The sequence below is a fragment of the Pseudomonas sp. W2Oct36 genome (assembly GCF_041060465.1).
Lineage (GTDB): Bacteria > Pseudomonadota > Gammaproteobacteria > Pseudomonadales > Pseudomonadaceae > Aquipseudomonas > Aquipseudomonas graminis_B.
The window spans coordinates 76242-93899 of sequence record NZ_JAUERW010000019.1; the positions used below are offsets into that span (position 1 = coordinate 76242).

Genomic DNA, 17658 nt, shown 5'->3' on the forward strand with positions numbered 1-17658 from the left:
CGCCATTTCGCGCTATCGGGTAATGTAATCGGCACTGCGGGCCGAAGGGATCACCCCTCGACCTGAGTCCACTGCTTGTTCAGGCGCTTGTCCGAGATCGGCACTTTGGTGCCCAGTTGCTGCGCGAACAGCGACACGCGGTATTCCTCCAGCCACCAGCGATACACCACCAGCTCCGGATCGCGCTTGCCTTCCTGGGCGTGTTTGTCGGCGCGGGCCTGGTACTGCGCCCAGAGATTGCCCAGTTCGATGCTCCAGACCCTGTCCTTCTGCGCCTGGCTGCCGAGTTTCTCGAGGCGCATTTCGATGGCCTTGAGGTAACGCGGCAGTTCCTTGAGCCACACCGCCGGCGTCTCGCGGATGAAACCGGGATAGACCAGCTTGCTCAGCTGACCTTTGATGTCGTTCAGCGCCACGGCCTGGGCCAGATCGATCTTGCCCTTGAAGCGCTTCTGCAGGCCATGCCACAGCTTGAGAATCTCCAGCGTCAGCCTTGCCAGCCGCTCCGCATGTTCGGTCAGACCGCCACGCTTGCGCTCGGCCAGGGACAGGAGGCCGGCGCCGTCTCGGGGCAACGTCGTTTCGCCCTCAAGAATGCAGCTGTCGAGACTCGCCAGCAGGATGTCTTCGATCAATGCATCGACCCGACCCAAGTCGCGGTACAGCAAGGCCAGCTCGGTCTGTCCCGGCAACTTGCTGCGCAAAAACTTGGCCGGCTCTGCCAGTTGCTGCAACAACAGCCGTTGCAGGGCTCGGCGGTGCTGGTATTCGGCCTCGGCCTGAGTCGAGAAACGCCCTTCTTTAACCGCGCCGCCCTCTTCCACCAGCGCCGGATACACCGTCATCGACAGCCCGGCGATCTTCTGCTGAGTCTTCTCGGCCACCTTTGCGAAGCCCTTGGCCTCGACCGGCTGCTGACCTTTCGCCGAGTGCGGCACTGCGAGTGCAGCCTGTCCGGCCTCGGCGAAACGGGCGGTCAGCTCATCCAGCTCACGGCCTTCACCGAGGAACTTGCCGTTGGCATCGACCACTTCAAGGTTCATTTTCAGGTGGCTTTCCACCTGCTGCGCCGCTTCGGCCCAGGCTTCGTCGGTCACCCGCACGCCGGTCATGCGCAACAGCTCGCGGCCCAACGACTGGGGCAGCGAGCCTTCGGCGAAGACCATCCGCTGCAACGCGGCTTTGACGAAGTCCGGCACCGGCACGAAATTCTTGCGCAGCGCCTTGGGCAGGTTGCGCACCAGCGCCACGCATTTGGTTTCCAGCAGCCCTGGCACCAACCACTCCAGGCGCTCGGCCGGTAACGACAGCAACAGCGGCGCCGGCACCCGCAGGGTCACGCCGTCACGCGGGTGGTTGGGCTCGAAGTGATAGGTCAGCGACAGGGTCAGTTCGCCCAGGCGCAAAGTGTCCGGGTACTGATTGGCCGTGACTTCGCTGGCTTCACGGGCGAGCACATCTTCCTCGCGCATGATCAGCAACTGCGGGTTCTTCTGGCTCTCCATCCGGTACCAGGCGTCGAACGTCGCGGTCTGGTGAATCTCCGCCGGCAAGCGTTCGTCGTAATACCGATACAGGGTTTCTTCGTCGGCCAGGATGTCTCGGCGACGCGCCTTGGCTTCCAGTTCGTCGAGCTGCTCCAGCAATTTGGCATTGGCTGAGAGGCATTTGGCCCGGGACTGGATTTCACCGCGCACCAGCCCTTCGCGAATGAAGAACTCGCGAGACACCATCGGATCGATCGGCCCGAAATGCACCGGCCGACGCCCAACCACGATAAGGCCGAACAGGGTGATCTGCTCGAAAGCCACAACCTGGCCGCGCTTCTTTTCCCAATGGGGTTCGAAGTGGTTTTTCTTGATCAGGTGCCCGGCGAGGGGTTCGATCCAGTCCGGTTCGATCTTCGCCACCATGCGTGCATACAGCTTGGTGGTCTCGACCAGCTCGGCGGCCATGATCCATTGCGGGCGCTTGCGGCCCAGCCCCGAAGACGGATGCACCCAGAAACGCCGCTGGCGCGCGCCCATGTAGTCGCCATCTTCAGTCTTCTGACCGATCTGGCTGAGCAGGCCCGAGAGCACCGCCTTGTGAAATTTCGGGAAATCGGCCGGCTCTTTATTGACCGTCAGTTGCAGGTCGCGGCAGATCAGGCTCAATTGACGATGGGAGTCACGCCACTCGCGCAGGCGCAAGTAATTGAGGAAATTACGGCGGCACCAGTTACGCAGAGGGCTGGCGGTCAGGGCCTGGCGCTGTTCTTCGAAACCGCGCCATAGATTGACCAGCCCGGCGAAGTCGGAGTCCTGATCTTTCCACTGCGCGTGGGCTTGGTCGGCGGCCTGCTGACGCTCCGGCGGACGCTCGCGGGGGTCCTGAATCGACATGGCGCTGGCGACAATCAACACTTCCTGCAGGCTGCCCTGCTTCGCCGCTTCGAGCAACATGCGGCCCATGCGCGGGTCCACCGGCAGGCGCGCCAGTTGCCGGCCCATCGGCGTCAGGTTGTTCTCGCGGTCGACCGCCGACAGCTCCTGCAACAGGTTGAAGCCGTCGCTGATGGCTTTGCCGTCCGGCGGCTCGATGAACGGGAAATCGGTGATCTGGCCCAGCCGCAGGTGGAGCATCTGCAGGATCACCGCCGCCAGGTTGGTGCGCAGAATCTCCGGGTCGGTGAATTCAGGCCGCGACAGAAAATCTTCTTCGCTGTACAGCCGCACGCAAAGGCCCGGCTCGACCCGACCGCAACGGCCCTTGCGCTGGTTGGCGCTGGCCTGGGAAATCGCTTCGATGGGCAGGCGCTGCACTTTGGCGCGGTAGCTGTAGCGGCTGATGCGCGCGGTGCCGGTGTCGATGACGTAGCGGATGCCCGGCACGGTCAGCGAGGTTTCGGCGACGTTGGTCGCCAGCACCACGCGACGGCCCGGGTGAGACTGGAAAATTCGTTGCTGCTCGGCCGGCGACAGGCGCGCGTACAGCGGCAGGATTTCGGTGTGCTTGAGTTGCGCCTTGCGCAGCATCTCGGCGGCGTCACGGATTTCCCGCTCGCCGGGCAGAAACACCAGCACATCGCCGGGGGACTTGCGCTCGCTGCGTTCAAAGGCGGCCAGTTCGTCCAGCGTAGCGAGAATCGCCTGATCGACGGTCAGGTCTTCCTCGATGCTGTTGCCCTCTTCGTCCTGCTGGGCGGTCATCGGCCGGTACCAGGTCTCTACCGGGAAGGTCCGGCCCGAGACTTCGATGACCGGCGCCTTGTCGAAATGCTCCGAGAAGCGTTCGAGGTCGATGGTCGCCGAGGTGATGATGACCTTTAGGTCCGGGCGACGGGGCAGCAGGGTTTTGAGATAACCGAGCAGGAAGTCGATGTTCAGGCTGCGTTCGTGGGCTTCGTCGACGATGATCGTGTCGTAGCGCTCAAGAAAGCGGTCGTGCTGGGTTTCGGCGAGCAGGATGCCGTCGGTCATCAGCTTGATCAGGGTGTTTTCGTCGCTCTGATCTTCGAAGCGCACCTGATAACCCACCAACCCGCCCAGCGGCGTGCCGATTTCTTCGGCGACCCGGCTGCCGACGCTCCGTGCTGCGATGCGACGCGGCTGGGTGTGGCCGATCAGGCCGTGCTGACCGCGGCCGATTTCCAGACAGATTTTCGGCAGCTGCGTGGTTTTGCCCGAGCCGGTTTCGCCGGCGATGATCAACACCTGATGTTCAAGGATCGCTTTCTTGATCTCGTCGCGCTTGGCGGCGATCGGCAGGTTTTCGTCGTAGCGCAGGGTCGGCACGCTTTGCGCGCGACTCAGCACACGGGCGCACGATGCCTGCACGCGCTCGACCCACTGCGCCAGTTTCGTCTCGTCCGGTTTCTTGCGCAGCTCATGCAATTGCCGGCGCAAGCGATGACGATCGCTGATCATCGCGTGGTCGAGGTTCTTGAAGAGTTGGTCGATGGAGGTCGAATCGTCGGTCATCAGGGCGCGGAATCTTTCTATCTGAATGCAGGGCGCGGATTGTCGCAGATTTGGTGGGGTGGAGGCAGGTCTGTGGCGCAAAGGCATTCACGGGCAGGGTGTAAGTCCTCGCGCGCAATGTGGAGCGCCACCCCGGTCGCTCCCACGAGGTCGTGACGGCTCCCACATGGAGGGTGTATGCCAAAAAATTGATGGCGGTCATGCGGGCCTCTTCCCGGCTGAAGCCAGTCCCACTAAGAGCAGCGCGTGCATCCAGTAAAATATGTGGCGATCACACCGGCCTCTTCCCGGCTAAAGCCAGTCCCACTAAAAGCAGCGCGTGCATTCAGTGAAATACGTGGCGATCACACCGGCCTCTTCCCGGCTAAAGCCAGTCCTACAGTGGATGCGCAGCAGGTCTGTGGGACCGGCTTTAGCCGGGAAGCTTGTGATCTGCTTTTGATCTTCATGCGGAGAAAGTCCAGACGACACCTATCGCGACCTTGGTGCAGGCTGAACGTAGGTCTCGCGGAGTGGGCCGAGCCGCATGGATGCGGCGAGAGCGCCGTCAGGACATGGATGTCCGTTCGGCGCGGGCCCACGGAGCGGGACCGGAGTGAAGGAACCCCGACGAAGTCGGGGCCCAACCAAGAGCAAAAGCCCTTGGTTACTTGGGGCTTTTCCAAGTAACTCGCCGAAGGCGAAACCCGAGGCCATTAGGCCGACCACGCTGGCGGGGTCTGTTGGTGTCAGGGCTGACTCAGGCGGGCTTCTTAAGCGCCAGCTTTTTCAGTTCTTCGTCACGCAGTTCGCGGCGCAGGATCTTGCCGACGTTGGTGGTCGGCAGGGCGTCGCGGAATTCCACGCTACGCGGCACTTTATAAGCCGTGACGTTGGCACGCATGTGCTCCATGACTTGATCCTTGCTCAGGGTCGTGCCCGGTTTGCACACCACGAACAGCTTGATCGCCTCGCCGGATTTCTCGTCCGGGATACCGATGGCCGCGCACTGCAGGACGCCGGGCAGGGTCGCCAGCACGTCTTCCAGTTCGTTCGGGTACACGTTGAAGCCGGAGACCAGAATCATGTCTTTCTTGCGATCAACGATTCGCATGTAGCCATCCGGCTGGATGATTGCGATGTCACCGGTCTTCAACCAACCGTCGGTATCGAGCATCTCGTCGGTGGCCGCCTGATTTTGCCAGTAGCCTTTCATCACCTGCGGACCCTTGATGCACAACTCGCCCACTTCGCCGACCGGCAGCTCTTCGCCAGCGTCATTAATGGTCTTGCACAGGGTCGAAGGCACGGGAATGCCGATGGTGCCCATCTGGATCTTCTGGAACGGGTTGACCGACGCCACCGGGCTGGTCTCGGTCATGCCGTAACCTTCGCAGATCGAGCAGCCGGTGACCTCTTTCCAGCGCTCGGCTGCCGCGGTTTGCAGAGCCATGCCGCCCGACAGGGTGAGCTTGAGCGAGGAGAAATCCAGGTGGCGGAAGTCGGCGTTATTGCACAGCGCGACGAACAGCGTGTTGAGCCCGACGAAGCCGGAAAACTTCCACTTCGACAGCTCTTTCACCATCGCCGACAAATCACGGGGGTTGCTGATCAGCACGTTGTGGTTGCCGCTCAGCATCATCGCCATGCAGTGAAAGGTGAACGCATAGATGTGGTACAGCGGCAACGGCGTGATCAGAATCTCCGTGCCTTCATTGAGGTTGGCCGCCATCAGCGCCCGGCATTGCAGCATGTTGGCGATCAGGTTGCGGTGGGTGAGCATCGCGCCCTTGGCCACGCCGGTGGTGCCGCCGGTGTATTGCAGCACCGCGACATCGTCGCCGGTCGGCGAAACATCCCGCACCGGCTGACCGTGCCCCTTGGCCAGCACGTCGTTGAATTTGACCGCCTTGGGCAGGTGAAACGGCGGAACCATCTTCTTCACGTACTTGATGACGCTGTTGACCAGCAGGCGCTTGAGCGGCGGCAGCAGGTCGGCGACTTCGGTGACGATGATGTGCTTGACGCCGGTCTTGGGCACGACCTTCTCGGCCAGGTGCGCCATGTTCGCCAGGCAAACCAGCGCCTTGGCGCCGGAGTCGTTGAATTGGTGTTCCATTTCCCGCGCGGTGTACAGCGGGTTGGTGTTGACCACGATGAGCCCGGCACGAATGGCACCGAACACCGCGACCGGGTACTGCAGCACGTTGGGCAACTGCACGGCGATGCGATCGCCCGGTTGCAGGTCGGTGTGCTGTTGCAGATACGCCGCAAAGGCACCGGACAGCGCGTACATTTCGCCGTAGGTGAGGGTCTTGCCCAGGTTGCTGAACGCAGGTTTGTTGGCGAAACGCTCGCAGGACTGTTTCAATACGGCCTGTACGTTCGGATACTGATCCGGATCGATATCGGCAGCGATACCTGTCGGATATTTATCCTTCCAGAAGTTTTCGAGCATAAAAGCCGACTCCTCAGCAACAGCGTTTCTACACACCGCTTGATGCGATGATTTCTTGTGTTTGGAATATTGTAGTAACCGCTTTTTGTTGACCGTTGGCACAAAAAGCGGGGCGAGCGTATCAGCTTTGCCAAAGGCCGCCTAGAGCCAAAAGCGGGCTCTCCAGTCACATACCTGACTCTTGAATAGGCCACGGTCACGTTTAGAGCAATGAACCTAAATGTCGGAAATATCCTACGGTGATGTTCATTTATGCGGCCCCCTCAAACCCTGAAGCCAAACACCGGGCAAAAAAACGGCGTGATCATCACGCCGTTTTGTGCGGGTAAAGCTCAGGGGAAGGAAGCGATGCCCGATCAGGCGATATCCCGCAGCTCGCGCCGCAGGATTTTCCCCACAGGCGTCATCGGCAACGACTCACGCAGCACGATCTGCTTGGGAATCTTGTAGCCGGTGAAGTTCTCCTTGCAGTATGCCTTCAACTCCTCGCTGGTCAGCGTGGCATCCCTCGGCACCACGAACAGCTTCACAGCTTCGCCCGAACGGTCGTCCGGAACGCCGATCACCGCACAGTTCGCGACTTTCGGATGCCGCGAGACCACGTCCTCGATCTCGTTCGGGTAGACGTTGAAGCCCGAAACGATGATCAGGTCCTTCTTGCGGTCCACGATACGAATGAACCCGTCCGGATCGATCACCGCGATATCCCCGGTTTTCAGCCAGCCTTCGCTGTCCAGCACTTCGGCGGTGGCCTCTGGCTTGTTCCAGTAACCGAGCATGATCTGCGGCCCCTTGAGGCACAGCTCGCCGCGCTCACCCACAGGCAGCTCGGCACCGTCGTCGCTGATGACCTTCGCCGTGGTGCCCGGCACCGGCATACCCACCGTCCCCAGCCTGGACTGAGTGCCATAGGGGTTGGCGGTGGCGACGGGAGAGGTTTCGGTCAGGCCGTAGCCCTCGACGATCGGACAGCCGGTCAATTGCAGCCAGCGCTCGGCGGTGGCTTTGACCAGCGCGGTACCGCCGGAATTGGTCAGGCGCAACGTCGAGAAATCCAGATTCTTGAATTCGGGATGGTCCATCAGCGCCACGAACAGCGTGTTGAGGCCAAGCATCGCCGAGAACTTCCACTTCTTCAGCTCTTTGATGAAGCCGCTGATGTCCCGCGGGTTGGTGATCAGCAGGTTGTGATTGCCGCTGACCATCATGCACATGCAATTACAGGTGAACGCATAGATGTGATAAAGCGGCAGCGGCGCCACCATGATCTCGCTGCCCTGCTTGAAGATCGGCCGCCCGTCGGGCCCGTGCTGCTGCATGCAGGCATAGACCTGCTGCATGTTGGCGACCAGATTGCCGTGGGTCAGCATCGCGCCTTTCGGCGAACCGGTGGTGCCGCCGGTGTACTGCAGCACAGCGACGTCATCCAGCGCCATTGGCACCCGTTGCAGACGATCGCCCTTGCCCAGCTTGAGCACACGTTTGAACGGGATGGCCTGGGGCAAGTGGTACGCGGGCACCAGCTTCTTGACCTTTTCGACCACGGTGTTGATCAGCCAGCCTTTGGCCGCCGACTGCATGTCGCCCATCTTCACTTCGATGAGGTACTGAATATCGGTGTCCGCGAGCACTTCCTGCACGTTCTTGCCGAAGACGTTGAGATAGACCAGTGCGCGGGCGCCGGAATCCTTGAACTGGTGGCGCATCTCCCGGGCGGTGTACAGCGGATTGGTGTTGACGACGATCAGGCCGGCCCGCATGGCGCCAAATACGGCGATGGGGTACTGGATCAGGTTGGGCATCTGCACGGCGATGCGGTCGCCGGGTTTGAGGTCAGTCTGCTGTTGCAGGTAACCGGCGAACGCCGCCGATTGGCGCTCAAGCTCTGCGTAACTCAGGGTGACACCCATGTTGCTGTAGGCCGGCCGATCGGCGTACTGGCGGCAACTGCGCTCGAACACTTCGATCACCGATGTGTACGCCTGCAGGTCCACCTCAGAAAGAACGCCAGCGGGCCGCTTGTCGTTCCAGAATTCAGGTTGCATGTTGTTTTTATCCTCTTACCTGAGTGTACTGGCCCCGTGGTATTTAAACGGGCGTTTGCCGGACGTTAGCAGCTATGGCATAGAAGGCAAATAGTCGTCGCCACGTCATCACCGGTGTGAATCTTGCGGGTAACCAGCCTGCCATCCGGCTACCGCTATACACTCAAGCAAAGCGCTCGCCACTGCGTTTTTTGAGACAACTTTTTACAGGGGCCAGGAAAACGCGATGGAACACGAAGCTTTTTGGCTGGACGCTCAAGATCACAGTCGTCTCTATGTGCGGACCTGGAGGCCGATGGGCAATGCCCGGGCGGTGGTCATGCTTTCCCACGGGATGGCTGAGCACGGCGGGCGCTATGACAGACTCGGCGGGGCACTGATGCGGGCAGGCTTCGCCTTGTATGCCGCCGATCAGCGTGGCCACGGCCATTCGGCCTCCCATGGCACTGTGGGTCATTTCGCCGATCAGGACGGCTGGAACAAAGTGGTCGGCGACCTCGCCACGCTGAAAGCGTCGATTGCGGTGCGCCATCCGGGCGTGCCGGTGTTCCTGCTCGGTCACAGCATGGGCAGTTACATCGCCCAGGGGTATTTGCTGCACCACAGCGCCAGTGTGCAAGGGGCGATTCTCAGCGGCTCGAATTACCATCCGGTCGCATTCTACCGCTCGGCGGCGCTGGTTGCTCGTTTTGAACGCTGGCGCCAAGGGCCGGCGGGTCGCAGCGCGTTGATCGAGCACCTGTCGTTCGGCTCGTTCAACAAACGATTCAAGCCCGTACGCACCTGCTATGACTGGCTCAACCGCGACCCGGCCGAGGTCGACGCGTACAGCCATGACCCGATGTGTGGCTTTCGCTGCACCAATCAGTTGTGGATGGACCTGCTTGGCGGCCTGCAACAGATCAGCAAGCGTTCGAACCTGGCGCAGATCGATTGCGGACTGCCCATCCTGATTATCGGTGGCCAATGTGATCCGGTGAGCGATGGCAAGCGTCTCACGCATCTGGCCGACGCTCTGAGCGGCACCGACCACCCGTTTGTTACGCTGAAGGTCTACCCGCAGGCGCGTCACGAGATTTTCCTGGAGATCAATCGTGAAGAGGTCACCCATGACCTGCTTGCCTGGCTTGAACAGGCGCTGCAGCAGCCAAGGCCGCGCCGCAGCGAATGACCCGGTGGTTCATCTTTCCCAACTGTCACAGGACACCCCATGACCCAAGTCACCAACACGCCGTACGAATCCCTTGAAGTCGGCCAGACCGCCAGCTACAGCAAAACCGTCGAGGAGCGTCACATCCAGCTGTTCGCCGAGATGTCCGGCGACCGCAACCCGGTGCACCTGGACGCTGAGTTCGCGGCCAAGAGCATGTTCAAGGATCGCATCGCCCACGGCATGTTCAGCGGCGCATTGATCAGCGCGGCAGTGGCCTGTGAACTGCCTGGCCCGGGCACTATTTACCTGGGTCAGCAGATGACCTTCCAGAAGCCGGTGAAGATCGGCGACACCCTGACCGTGCGCCTGGAAATACTCGAGAAACTGCCGAAATTCCGCGTGCGCATCGCCACTCGCGTGTTCAATCAGAACGATGAACTGGTGGTGGATGGCGAGGCCGAGATCCTTGCGCCACGCAAGCTGCAGACCGTGACCCTGGCCGATCTGCCGCCCATCACCGTGGGTTGAGCCGCCGCCAGCATCCTCCCGGCGCAGCAATCAGCACGCACAACCACCGCGCAAAAAAAATGGGCAACCGAAGTTGCCCAAAATGCCTTGCGTGCTCTTTGTATGGAAAACTCAGCGTCTGCCGCGCCGGGGTGAGTCTTTCCAGATGAACAGTCCGACGCTTGAATAAATCACCATCATCAGCCCCACCGCCATGACGCCGGCTATCACTGCGTGGTCGAGAAACATGCGCGTGCCCTCTGCTTCAGCCTTTGACAGGCGCAGAGTAACCAGAGGGGTAGCGGGAGAAATTGACTCAGGTCAATGCCGGCGTGAATCGCAAACAGCAGCCGGCAGGCGGGGGACGAACGGGAGGCGGGGTCAGCGTTTTTTCGGTTTGCTCTTGGCTTTCTTCTTGCCCTTGCCCAGCGGCATGGCCTGTTCGAACGCGCTTCGGACTTCGTTCAGCCGTTTGTCATTGAGGTCGTGAACACGCTTGGCGCGTTCGGCACTCAGGTCTACCAGTTTGTCGTCATCGCTCATGGCGTATCGCTCGTGAATACCTGTTGCCGCCAATAATGCGCAATCGCAGCGGCGCTGACCAGCGCCTCAGACCTTCAGGTCGACCCACAGGCCCTGGCGTGGCTCGTCGTCGATGATCGGGACCACCGGCACAGTGTCGTCGGCATTGAGGAAATCCCCGGGAATGGCCGGGCCTTCTTGCAGATCGGGGTGACGGTCAGCCACGCGCCGGTCGCTGCGGCGGCGTTGATGGCGGCGTTGTTCTTCGCGCAGCAGCAATTCGGCCTGCTCGCGGTCACGTTCGCCCATGTCGATATTGGTTTCGCTCGAACTCTTTTGAATCGGCGTTACCGGCGGGATGTCCGGGGTGGGTTTGACCGGGTCCAGCTGCGAAGTCACGGGGGCCGCGCTCAATGGGATCAGCGGTGGCAGCATGGTAATGGTCTCCTGTTATCAAGCTGTCGGCTGCCGTTTCGTCGACTTGAGCCGATTCAAGCGCGAGTTTCGACTATGTTTTTCGCAGCAAGTGCCCGTTCAGCCACGCCCCCCACTATATCCGGGGGTTTTTACAATGTGGCTTTGGCCTGGGCGCCTTGTTCCGTTAACATAGTCGGCTTTTTCAAGGCGGGAGTCAGGCAGCATGTCGCAGCAGTATCAACCGGGGCAACGCTGGATTAGCGACAGCGAAGCCGAGCTGGGTTTGGGCACCGTTCTGGCACAGGACGGCCGCTTGTTGACCGTGCTCTATCCGGCCACTGGCGACACGCGCCAGTATGCTTTGCGCAATGCGCCGCTGACGCGGGTGCGCTTCTCGCCGGGTGACACCATCACCCACTTCGAAAACTGGAAGATGACCGTCCGCGAAGTCGACGACGTCGACGGCCTGCTGGTCTACCACGGCCTCAACGCGCAAAACCAGCCGGTGACCCTGCCGGAAACCCAGCTGTCGAACTTCATCCAGTTCCGCCTGGCCACCGACCGCCTGTTTGCCGGGCAGATCGACCCACTCCCGTGGTTCTCCCTGCGCTATCACACCCTCGAACACACCAGCCGCCAGCTGCAATCCTCGCTGTGGGGCCTGGGCGGCGTGCGCGCACAACCAATCGCGCACCAGTTGCACATCGCTCGTGAAGTCGCTGACCGTATCGCGCCGCGGGTCTTGCTGGCGGACGAAGTGGGTCTGGGTAAAACCATCGAAGCCGGTCTGGTCATCCGCCGCCAGTTGCTGTCGGGCCGCGCCAACCGGGTGCTGATCCTGGTGCCGGAAAACCTGCAGCACCAGTGGCTGGTCGAAATGCGCCGCCGCTTCAACCTGCAGGTCGCGCTGTTTGATGCCGAACGCTTCATCGAAAGCGATGCCAGCAATCCGTTCGAAGACACGCAACTGGCGCTGGTGTCACTGGAATGGCTGGTTGAAGACGAGAAGGCCCAGGACGCTTTGTTTGCGGCGGGCTGGGACCTGCTGGTGGTCGATGAGGCTCATCACCTGGTCTGGCACGAAGAAAAGGCCAGCCGCGAATACTCATTGGTCGAGCAGCTGGCCGAAGTGATTCCCGGGGTTCTGCTGCTGACGGCAACCCCTGAGCAGCTCGGTCAGGACAGCCACTTTGCCCGTCTGCGCCTGCTGGACCCGAACCGTTTTCATGACCTGCACGCCTTCCGCGCCGAGAGCGAAAACTATCGCCCGGTGGCCGAGGCCGTTCAGGAGCTGCTGGACAAAGGCACGCTGTCGCCCAAGGCCAACGAGACCATCCGTGGTTTCCTCGGCGCCGAAGCCGAGGCACTGCTGACCGCTGTTGCCGCCGGCGATGCCGAAGCCAGTGCCCGTCTAATCCGTGAACTGCTTGACCGTCACGGCACAGGCCGCGTGCTGTTCCGCAACACCCGCGCCGCCGTGCAAGGGTTCCCGGAGCGCAAACTGCACCCGTACCCCCTGCCCTGCCCGGCCGAATACCTCGAGCTGCCAATTGGCGAACACGCCGACCTGTACCCGGAAGTCAGCTTCCAGGCGATTGGCGAGAGCAGTGAAGAAGAACGCTGGTGGCGCTTCGATCCGCGGGTTGAATGGCTGATCGACACGCTGAAAATGCTCAAGCGCGTGAAGGTGCTGGTCATCTGCGCCCACGCCGAAACCGCGATGGATCTGGAAGACGCGCTGCGCGTGCGCTCCGGCATCCCGGCGACAGTCTTCCACGAAGGCATGAATATCCTCGAGCGTGACCGCGCGGCGGCCTACTTCGCCGACGAAGAGTTCGGCGCCCAAGTGCTGATCTGTTCGGAAATCGGCAGTGAAGGCCGCAACTTCCAGTTCTCCCATCATCTGGTGCTGTTCGATCTGCCCGCGCACCCGGATCTGCTGGAGCAGCGTATCGGTCGTCTGGACCGGATCGGCCAGAAGCACATCATCGAGCTGCACGTGCCGTATCTGGAAACCAGCCCGCAAGAGCGGCTGTTCCAGTGGTATCACGAAGCGCTCAACGCTTTCCTCAACACCTGCCCGACCGGCAATGCGCTGCAGCATACGTTCGGCCCGCGCCTGTTACCGCAGCTCGATGGCGGTGACGAGGATGACTGGCAGGCCCTGGTGAACGAAGCCCGTACTGAGCGCGAGCGTCTGGAGAGTGAACTGCACACCGGCCGCGACCGCCTGCTGGAGCTCAATTCCGGCGGCGCGGGCGAAGGCGAAGCGCTGGTGGAAGCCATCCTTGAGCAGGACGATCAGTTCACCCTGCCGATCTACATGGAAACCCTGTTCGACGCGTTCGGCATCGACAGCGAGGACCATTCGGAGAACGCGTTGATTCTGCGGCCGAGCGAGAAGATGCTCGACGCCAGCTTCCCGCTGGGCGACGACGAAGGTGTGACCATCACCTACGACCGTAATCAGGCGCTGGCTCGCGAAGACATGCAGTTCATTACCTGGGAACACCCGATGGTGCAGGGCGGCATGGATCTGGTGCTGTCCGGCTCGATGGGCAACACCGCGGTGGCATTGATCAAGAACAAGGCGCTGAAACCCGGCACCGTGCTGCTGGAGTTGCTCTACGTCAGTGAAGTGGTCGCGCCGCGTTCGCTGCAGTTGGGCCGCTACCTGCCGCCGGCTGCATTGCGTTGCCTGCTGGATGGCAACGGCAACGACCTGTCGGGCCGTGTGTCTTTCACCACCCTGAACGGTCAGCTGGAAAGCGTGCCCCGGGCCAGCGCCAACAAGTTCATCCAGGCCCAGCGTGACGTGCTGAACCCGCAGATCAACGCCGCCGAAAGCAAGATCGCGCCCAAGCACGCTGAACGTGTGGCGGAAGCACAGCGACGTCTGGCCGCAGACACCGAAGAAGAACTGGCGCGTCTGACGGCCCTGCAAGCGGTCAACCCGACGGTCCGCGACAGCGAACTGACGGCGCTGCGTGAGCAACGTGAGCAAGGCCTGGCCATGCTGGAAAAAGCCGCGCTGCGCCTCGAAGCCATTCGGGTGCTTGTCGCCGGCTAAACCAACAAGACTCGGGCCGTAAAAGGGGACCGTAAAAGGGGACTGATTTATTTACAGCGCTTCACCGTAAATAAATCTGTCCCCTTTTCGCTTAAGCCACCGACGGCTTCACCCCCCGCCCTACCGGCTCATCCGCCACCATCCCATCGCGCATCCGCTGCGCATCGGCGCTGAAACACGTCGACGCCTTCACCAGAAACACCAACACGAAAAACAACGCCACCGGTATCAGATACATCGCATCGTGCAGCCCCACCGCCTTGAACGGTTCGGTCATCTGTTCGACCTGCGCGGCGTACATGGCCGAGTGGGCGAAGTGGTCCGACAGCAGCCCTACCACCACCGGCCCCAACCCGCCGCCCAGCAGATACAGACCGGCAAAAAACAGCGCCATGGCCGTGGCGCGGAGCCGGGGCTGCACCACGTCCTGAATGGCGGTGTAAACGCAGGTGTAGAAGTTATAAGAGAACAGCCAGCCGAGGCTGAACACCCCGACGAACACGCCGATCTCTATGCGCCCGGCGTGCAGCGCATAACCGGTACACAGCGTCGCGACCACCATGCTCAGGGCGGCAAACATCAGACGGCCGTTGCTCCAGCGCTGGTGCAGCTTGTCCGCCACCCAGCCGCCGACCGTCAGGCCAACGAGCCCGGTCACGCCGACGATCATGCCGGTCGCCATTGCCGCTTCCTGCAAAGGCAGCAAAAAGTAGCGCTGCAACATAGGCACCATGAACGAGTTGCACGCGTAGGTGGCGAAGTTGAACGCCAGACCGGCGAGCACCAGCCAGCGAAACGTAGGAATCGAGAGCACCCGGCGGATGGGTCGGTCGATTTTATCCTGGGAAATGGCCACGCTTTCAGCGGCGCCCCGGGCCGGTTCGCGAATGAAGAACATGAACACCGCCAGCACCAGCCCCGGCACCGCGGCGATGAAGAACGGCGCGCGCCAACTGCCGAACGCCTGGACCATCGCGCCGATGGTGAAGAATGCCAGCAGCAGCCCGAGTGGCAGGCCGAGCATGAAAATCCCCATGGCACGGGCCCGGCGGTGGGCCGGGAACAGGTCGCCGATCAACGAGTTGGCCGCAGGTGCATAGCTGGCCTCGCCGATGCCCACGCCCATGCGCACCAGCAGAAACCCCCAGAAGCTGCCGACCAGACCGTTCACCGCCGTCAGCCCACTCCACACCGCCAGGCCCCAACCCATCAACTTGCGCCGCGAACCGTTGTCAGCCATGCGGCCCAACGGCAGGCCGGCCACGGCGTAAACCAGCGTGAAGGCGGTGCCGATGATGCCGAGTTGAAAGTCGCTCAGCGACCATTCCTTGCGGATGGGCTCGATGATGATCGCGGGAATCGTGCGGTCGAAGAAATTAAACAGGTTGGCCAGAAACAGCAAAAACAGAACGCGCCAAGCGTTCCTTGCCTGAGTTGAGTGGTCCATGGGGCGATCTCTTTCTTGTTAGAGGAGGCTGTCCCGGCTGACGTTTCCGGTGTGCCTGAAATCTAGTCACCCCTTGGCACTCTGTCTGTGAACATTCGCCCCGCTGATACCGGCCCATGTAAGACCCGCCCCGATCACGCAGCAATCCCGACTCTGCAGGACGCGAGGCGCCCGATTATGTGAGCAGTCAGGTGAGCGATTTCGCTACCGGGGACACACGGGGAGTTACCGCCCTACCCACTTCGCCATCATTGGACGCACCCTTTTTGAGCACATAAGCGCGTCACGCCCTTTCGTGGATCAGCACCCAGGGTGCAACGACCACAGCCCACAGCGTCGGATCGCGCCCCAAAAGATCCAGAGCCTTTGATTCAGAGACCTTGCCGACTTCTCCACTCGCAACCCATGCCGCCACTTGCGCCTCGCTGTTCTCGGCAAATGCCTGCGCCACGGCGATCAAATCCAGCGTCGGCTCGACCCACAACAGGGCACCCTTCGCAAAGAACGGTTGCAATTCTTTCCAGGTAATCGAAGCGGTTTCGCCAAGCAGTTTGGCATAGAGGGTGCTAGGTTCTTGCGTCATGGGTTTTCACCGTATTGGAAATCGGCGCAATCATAGCGCCGCCTTTCATACCGACAAACCCGGATTCAAGTGATTGATTGCAGAGAAGTTCGCGCAGGCCAATCGGTTCGTCGTCCGACAAGGCGAAACCACCAGCCTGATTGTGTATCTTTCTGTCGATTAAGCGACATCCGCAGGTTTTGTCCCCCGCAGCCAGCTATTCAAGCGCTCGACCGGCGCTCTAAACTGTTCCGGTACAGTTGCTGGGGGTGCGGCCTGGAGATTCAATCCGGTCCTGCCGCTTCGGCCGTCAGGATTATAAAAACTACAACGCAAGAGTGGAGCATCATGACTAAGGGTATTAATCAGATTTCCAAGCTGTTTGCCGCACTGGTTCTGGCGGGGGTTGCCAGTCACTCGTTCGCAGCTGACACCATCAAGATCGGCATCGCCGGCCCGAAAACCGGTGCTGTGGCCCAATACGGCGACATGCAGTTCAGCGGCGCCAAGATGGCCATCGACCAGATCAACGCCAAAGGCGGCGTCGACGGCAAGAAGCTTGAAGCGGTTGATTACGATGATGCCTGTGACCCGAAACAAGCGGTCGCCATCGCCAACAAAGTGGTCAACGACGGCGTCAAGTTCGTGGTCGGTCACCTCTGCTCCAGCTCCACTCAGCCAGCTTCGGACATCTACGAAGACGAAGGCATCATCATGGTGACCCCGGCAGCCACCAGCCCGGAAATCACCGCCCGCGGTTACAAAATGATCTTCCGCACCATCGGCCTGGACAGCGCCCAGGGCCCGGCCGCTGGCGAGTACATTTCCAAGCAGGTCAAGCCGAAGATCGTTGCGGTCATCCACGACAAACAGCAGTACGGTGAAGGCATCGCCACCGCCGTCAAGCAGACCCTGGAAAAAGACGGCGTGAAAGTCGCGCTGTTCGAAGGCATCAATGCCGGCGACAAGGACTTCTCCTCGCTGATCGCCAAGATGAAGCAAGCCAACGTCGACTTCGTCTACTACGGCGGCTACCACCCTGAACTGGGTCTGATCCTGCGTCAGGCACAGGAAAAAGGCCTGAAAGCCGGCTTCATGGGTCCGGAAGGCGTGGGCAACGCGTCCATCTCGCAGATCGCTCAGGACGCGTCCGAAGGTCTGCTGGTCACCCTGCCGAAATCCTTCGATCAGGACCCGGCCAACAATGAGCTGGTCGCCGCGTTCAAGGCGAAGAAAGAAGACCCGAGCGGTCCGTTCGTGTTCCCGGCCTACGCCGCTGTTGAGGTAATTGCCGACGCGATCAAGACCGCCAAGTCCGAAGACACCGCCAAAGTGGCAGCGGCCATCCACGCCGGTACGTTCAAGACCCCTACCGGCGATCTGTCGTTCGACGCCAAGGGTGACCTGAAAGACTTCAAATTCGTCGTTTACACCTGGCACAAAGATGGCACCAAGACTGAAGCCCCTGTGAAATAACGCAGCCTTCATGCTTACCCGAAGCCCACTGCAACCGCAGTGGGCTTTGTTTTAGCTGGG

12 protein-coding genes are annotated in these 17658 nt (G+C 61.2%); 4 read left to right on the forward strand and 8 right to left on the reverse strand.

Translation table 11 applies throughout. The annotated features are described in order from the left end of the window. Positions 1-50: 50 nt before the first annotated feature. From hrpA to fadD2, 3 genes are all read right to left on the reverse strand, one after another. A complete protein-coding gene (hrpA, locus tag QWI18_RS21270; protein ID WP_369319770.1) occupies positions 51-3962 on the reverse strand; it encodes an ATP-dependent RNA helicase HrpA in 3912 nt (1303 codons plus the stop codon). Between the two features lie 739 nt (positions 3963-4701). Next, on the reverse strand, positions 4702-6399 hold the full coding sequence (gene fadD1, locus QWI18_RS21275) for a long-chain-fatty-acid--CoA ligase FadD1 (protein WP_369319771.1): 1698 nt from the start codon (positions 6397-6399) through the stop codon (positions 4702-4704). A 356-nt stretch (positions 6400-6755) separates the two neighbouring features. After that, the gene (fadD2, locus tag QWI18_RS21280; protein WP_369319772.1) at positions 6756-8444 is read right to left on the reverse strand and encodes a long-chain-fatty-acid--CoA ligase FadD2; all 1689 of its coding nucleotides are present in this window, start codon (positions 8442-8444) and stop codon (positions 6756-6758) included. A 226-nt stretch (positions 8445-8670) separates the two neighbouring features. On the opposite strand from fadD2, the gene QWI18_RS21285 reads away from it, so the two are divergent. Together QWI18_RS21285 and QWI18_RS21290 are read left to right on the forward strand one after the other, a co-directional pair. After that, a complete protein-coding gene (locus QWI18_RS21285) occupies positions 8671-9615 on the forward strand; it encodes a lysophospholipase (protein WP_369319773.1) in 945 nt (314 codons plus the stop codon). A gap of 39 nt (positions 9616-9654) precedes the next feature. Further along, entirely contained in the window at positions 9655-10125 is a 471-nt protein-coding gene (locus QWI18_RS21290) for a MaoC family dehydratase (RefSeq protein WP_065992646.1), read from the forward strand. A gap of 111 nt (positions 10126-10236) precedes the next feature. Here the strand turns inward: QWI18_RS21290 and ccoM are convergent, their stop codons facing one another. From ccoM to QWI18_RS21305, 3 genes are all read right to left on the reverse strand, one after another. Then, a complete protein-coding gene (gene ccoM / locus QWI18_RS21295) occupies positions 10237-10353 on the reverse strand; it encodes a cytochrome c oxidase subunit CcoM (protein WP_296310393.1) in 117 nt (38 codons plus the stop codon). A gap of 132 nt (positions 10354-10485) precedes the next feature. Further along, entirely contained in the window at positions 10486-10647 is a 162-nt protein-coding gene (locus QWI18_RS21300) for a hypothetical protein (protein WP_167355831.1), read from the reverse strand. Positions 10648-10713: 66 nt separating this feature from the next. Next, positions 10714-11061 carry an aspartate-semialdehyde dehydrogenase gene (locus QWI18_RS21305; RefSeq protein WP_065992645.1) on the reverse strand — a complete coding sequence of 116 codons (348 nt, stop codon included), beginning with the start codon at positions 11059-11061 and terminating at the stop codon, positions 10714-10716. A gap of 205 nt (positions 11062-11266) precedes the next feature. On the opposite strand from QWI18_RS21305, the gene rapA reads away from it, so the two are divergent. Next, positions 11267-14113, forward strand: a complete 2847-nt coding sequence (rapA, locus tag QWI18_RS21310; protein WP_369319774.1) for an RNA polymerase-associated protein RapA — start codon at positions 11267-11269, stop codon at positions 14111-14113. 91 nt (positions 14114-14204) lie between these two features. Here rapA and QWI18_RS21315 read toward each other — a convergent pair whose 3' ends face one another. Further along, a complete protein-coding gene (locus QWI18_RS21315) occupies positions 14205-15560 on the reverse strand; it encodes a spinster family MFS transporter (protein WP_369319775.1) in 1356 nt (451 codons plus the stop codon). Positions 15561-15843: 283 nt separating this feature from the next. Then, positions 15844-16143 carry a DUF2288 domain-containing protein gene (locus QWI18_RS21320; RefSeq protein ID WP_369319776.1) on the reverse strand — a complete coding sequence of 100 codons (300 nt, stop codon included), beginning with the start codon at positions 16141-16143 and terminating at the stop codon, positions 15844-15846. 327 nt (positions 16144-16470) lie between these two features. Here QWI18_RS21320 and QWI18_RS21325 point away from each other — a divergent pair, with 327 nt between their 5' ends. After that, the gene (locus QWI18_RS21325; RefSeq protein WP_065992639.1) at positions 16471-17598 is read left to right on the forward strand and encodes a branched-chain amino acid ABC transporter substrate-binding protein; all 1128 of its coding nucleotides are present in this window, start codon (positions 16471-16473) and stop codon (positions 17596-17598) included. Positions 17599-17658 lie beyond the last annotated feature (60 nt).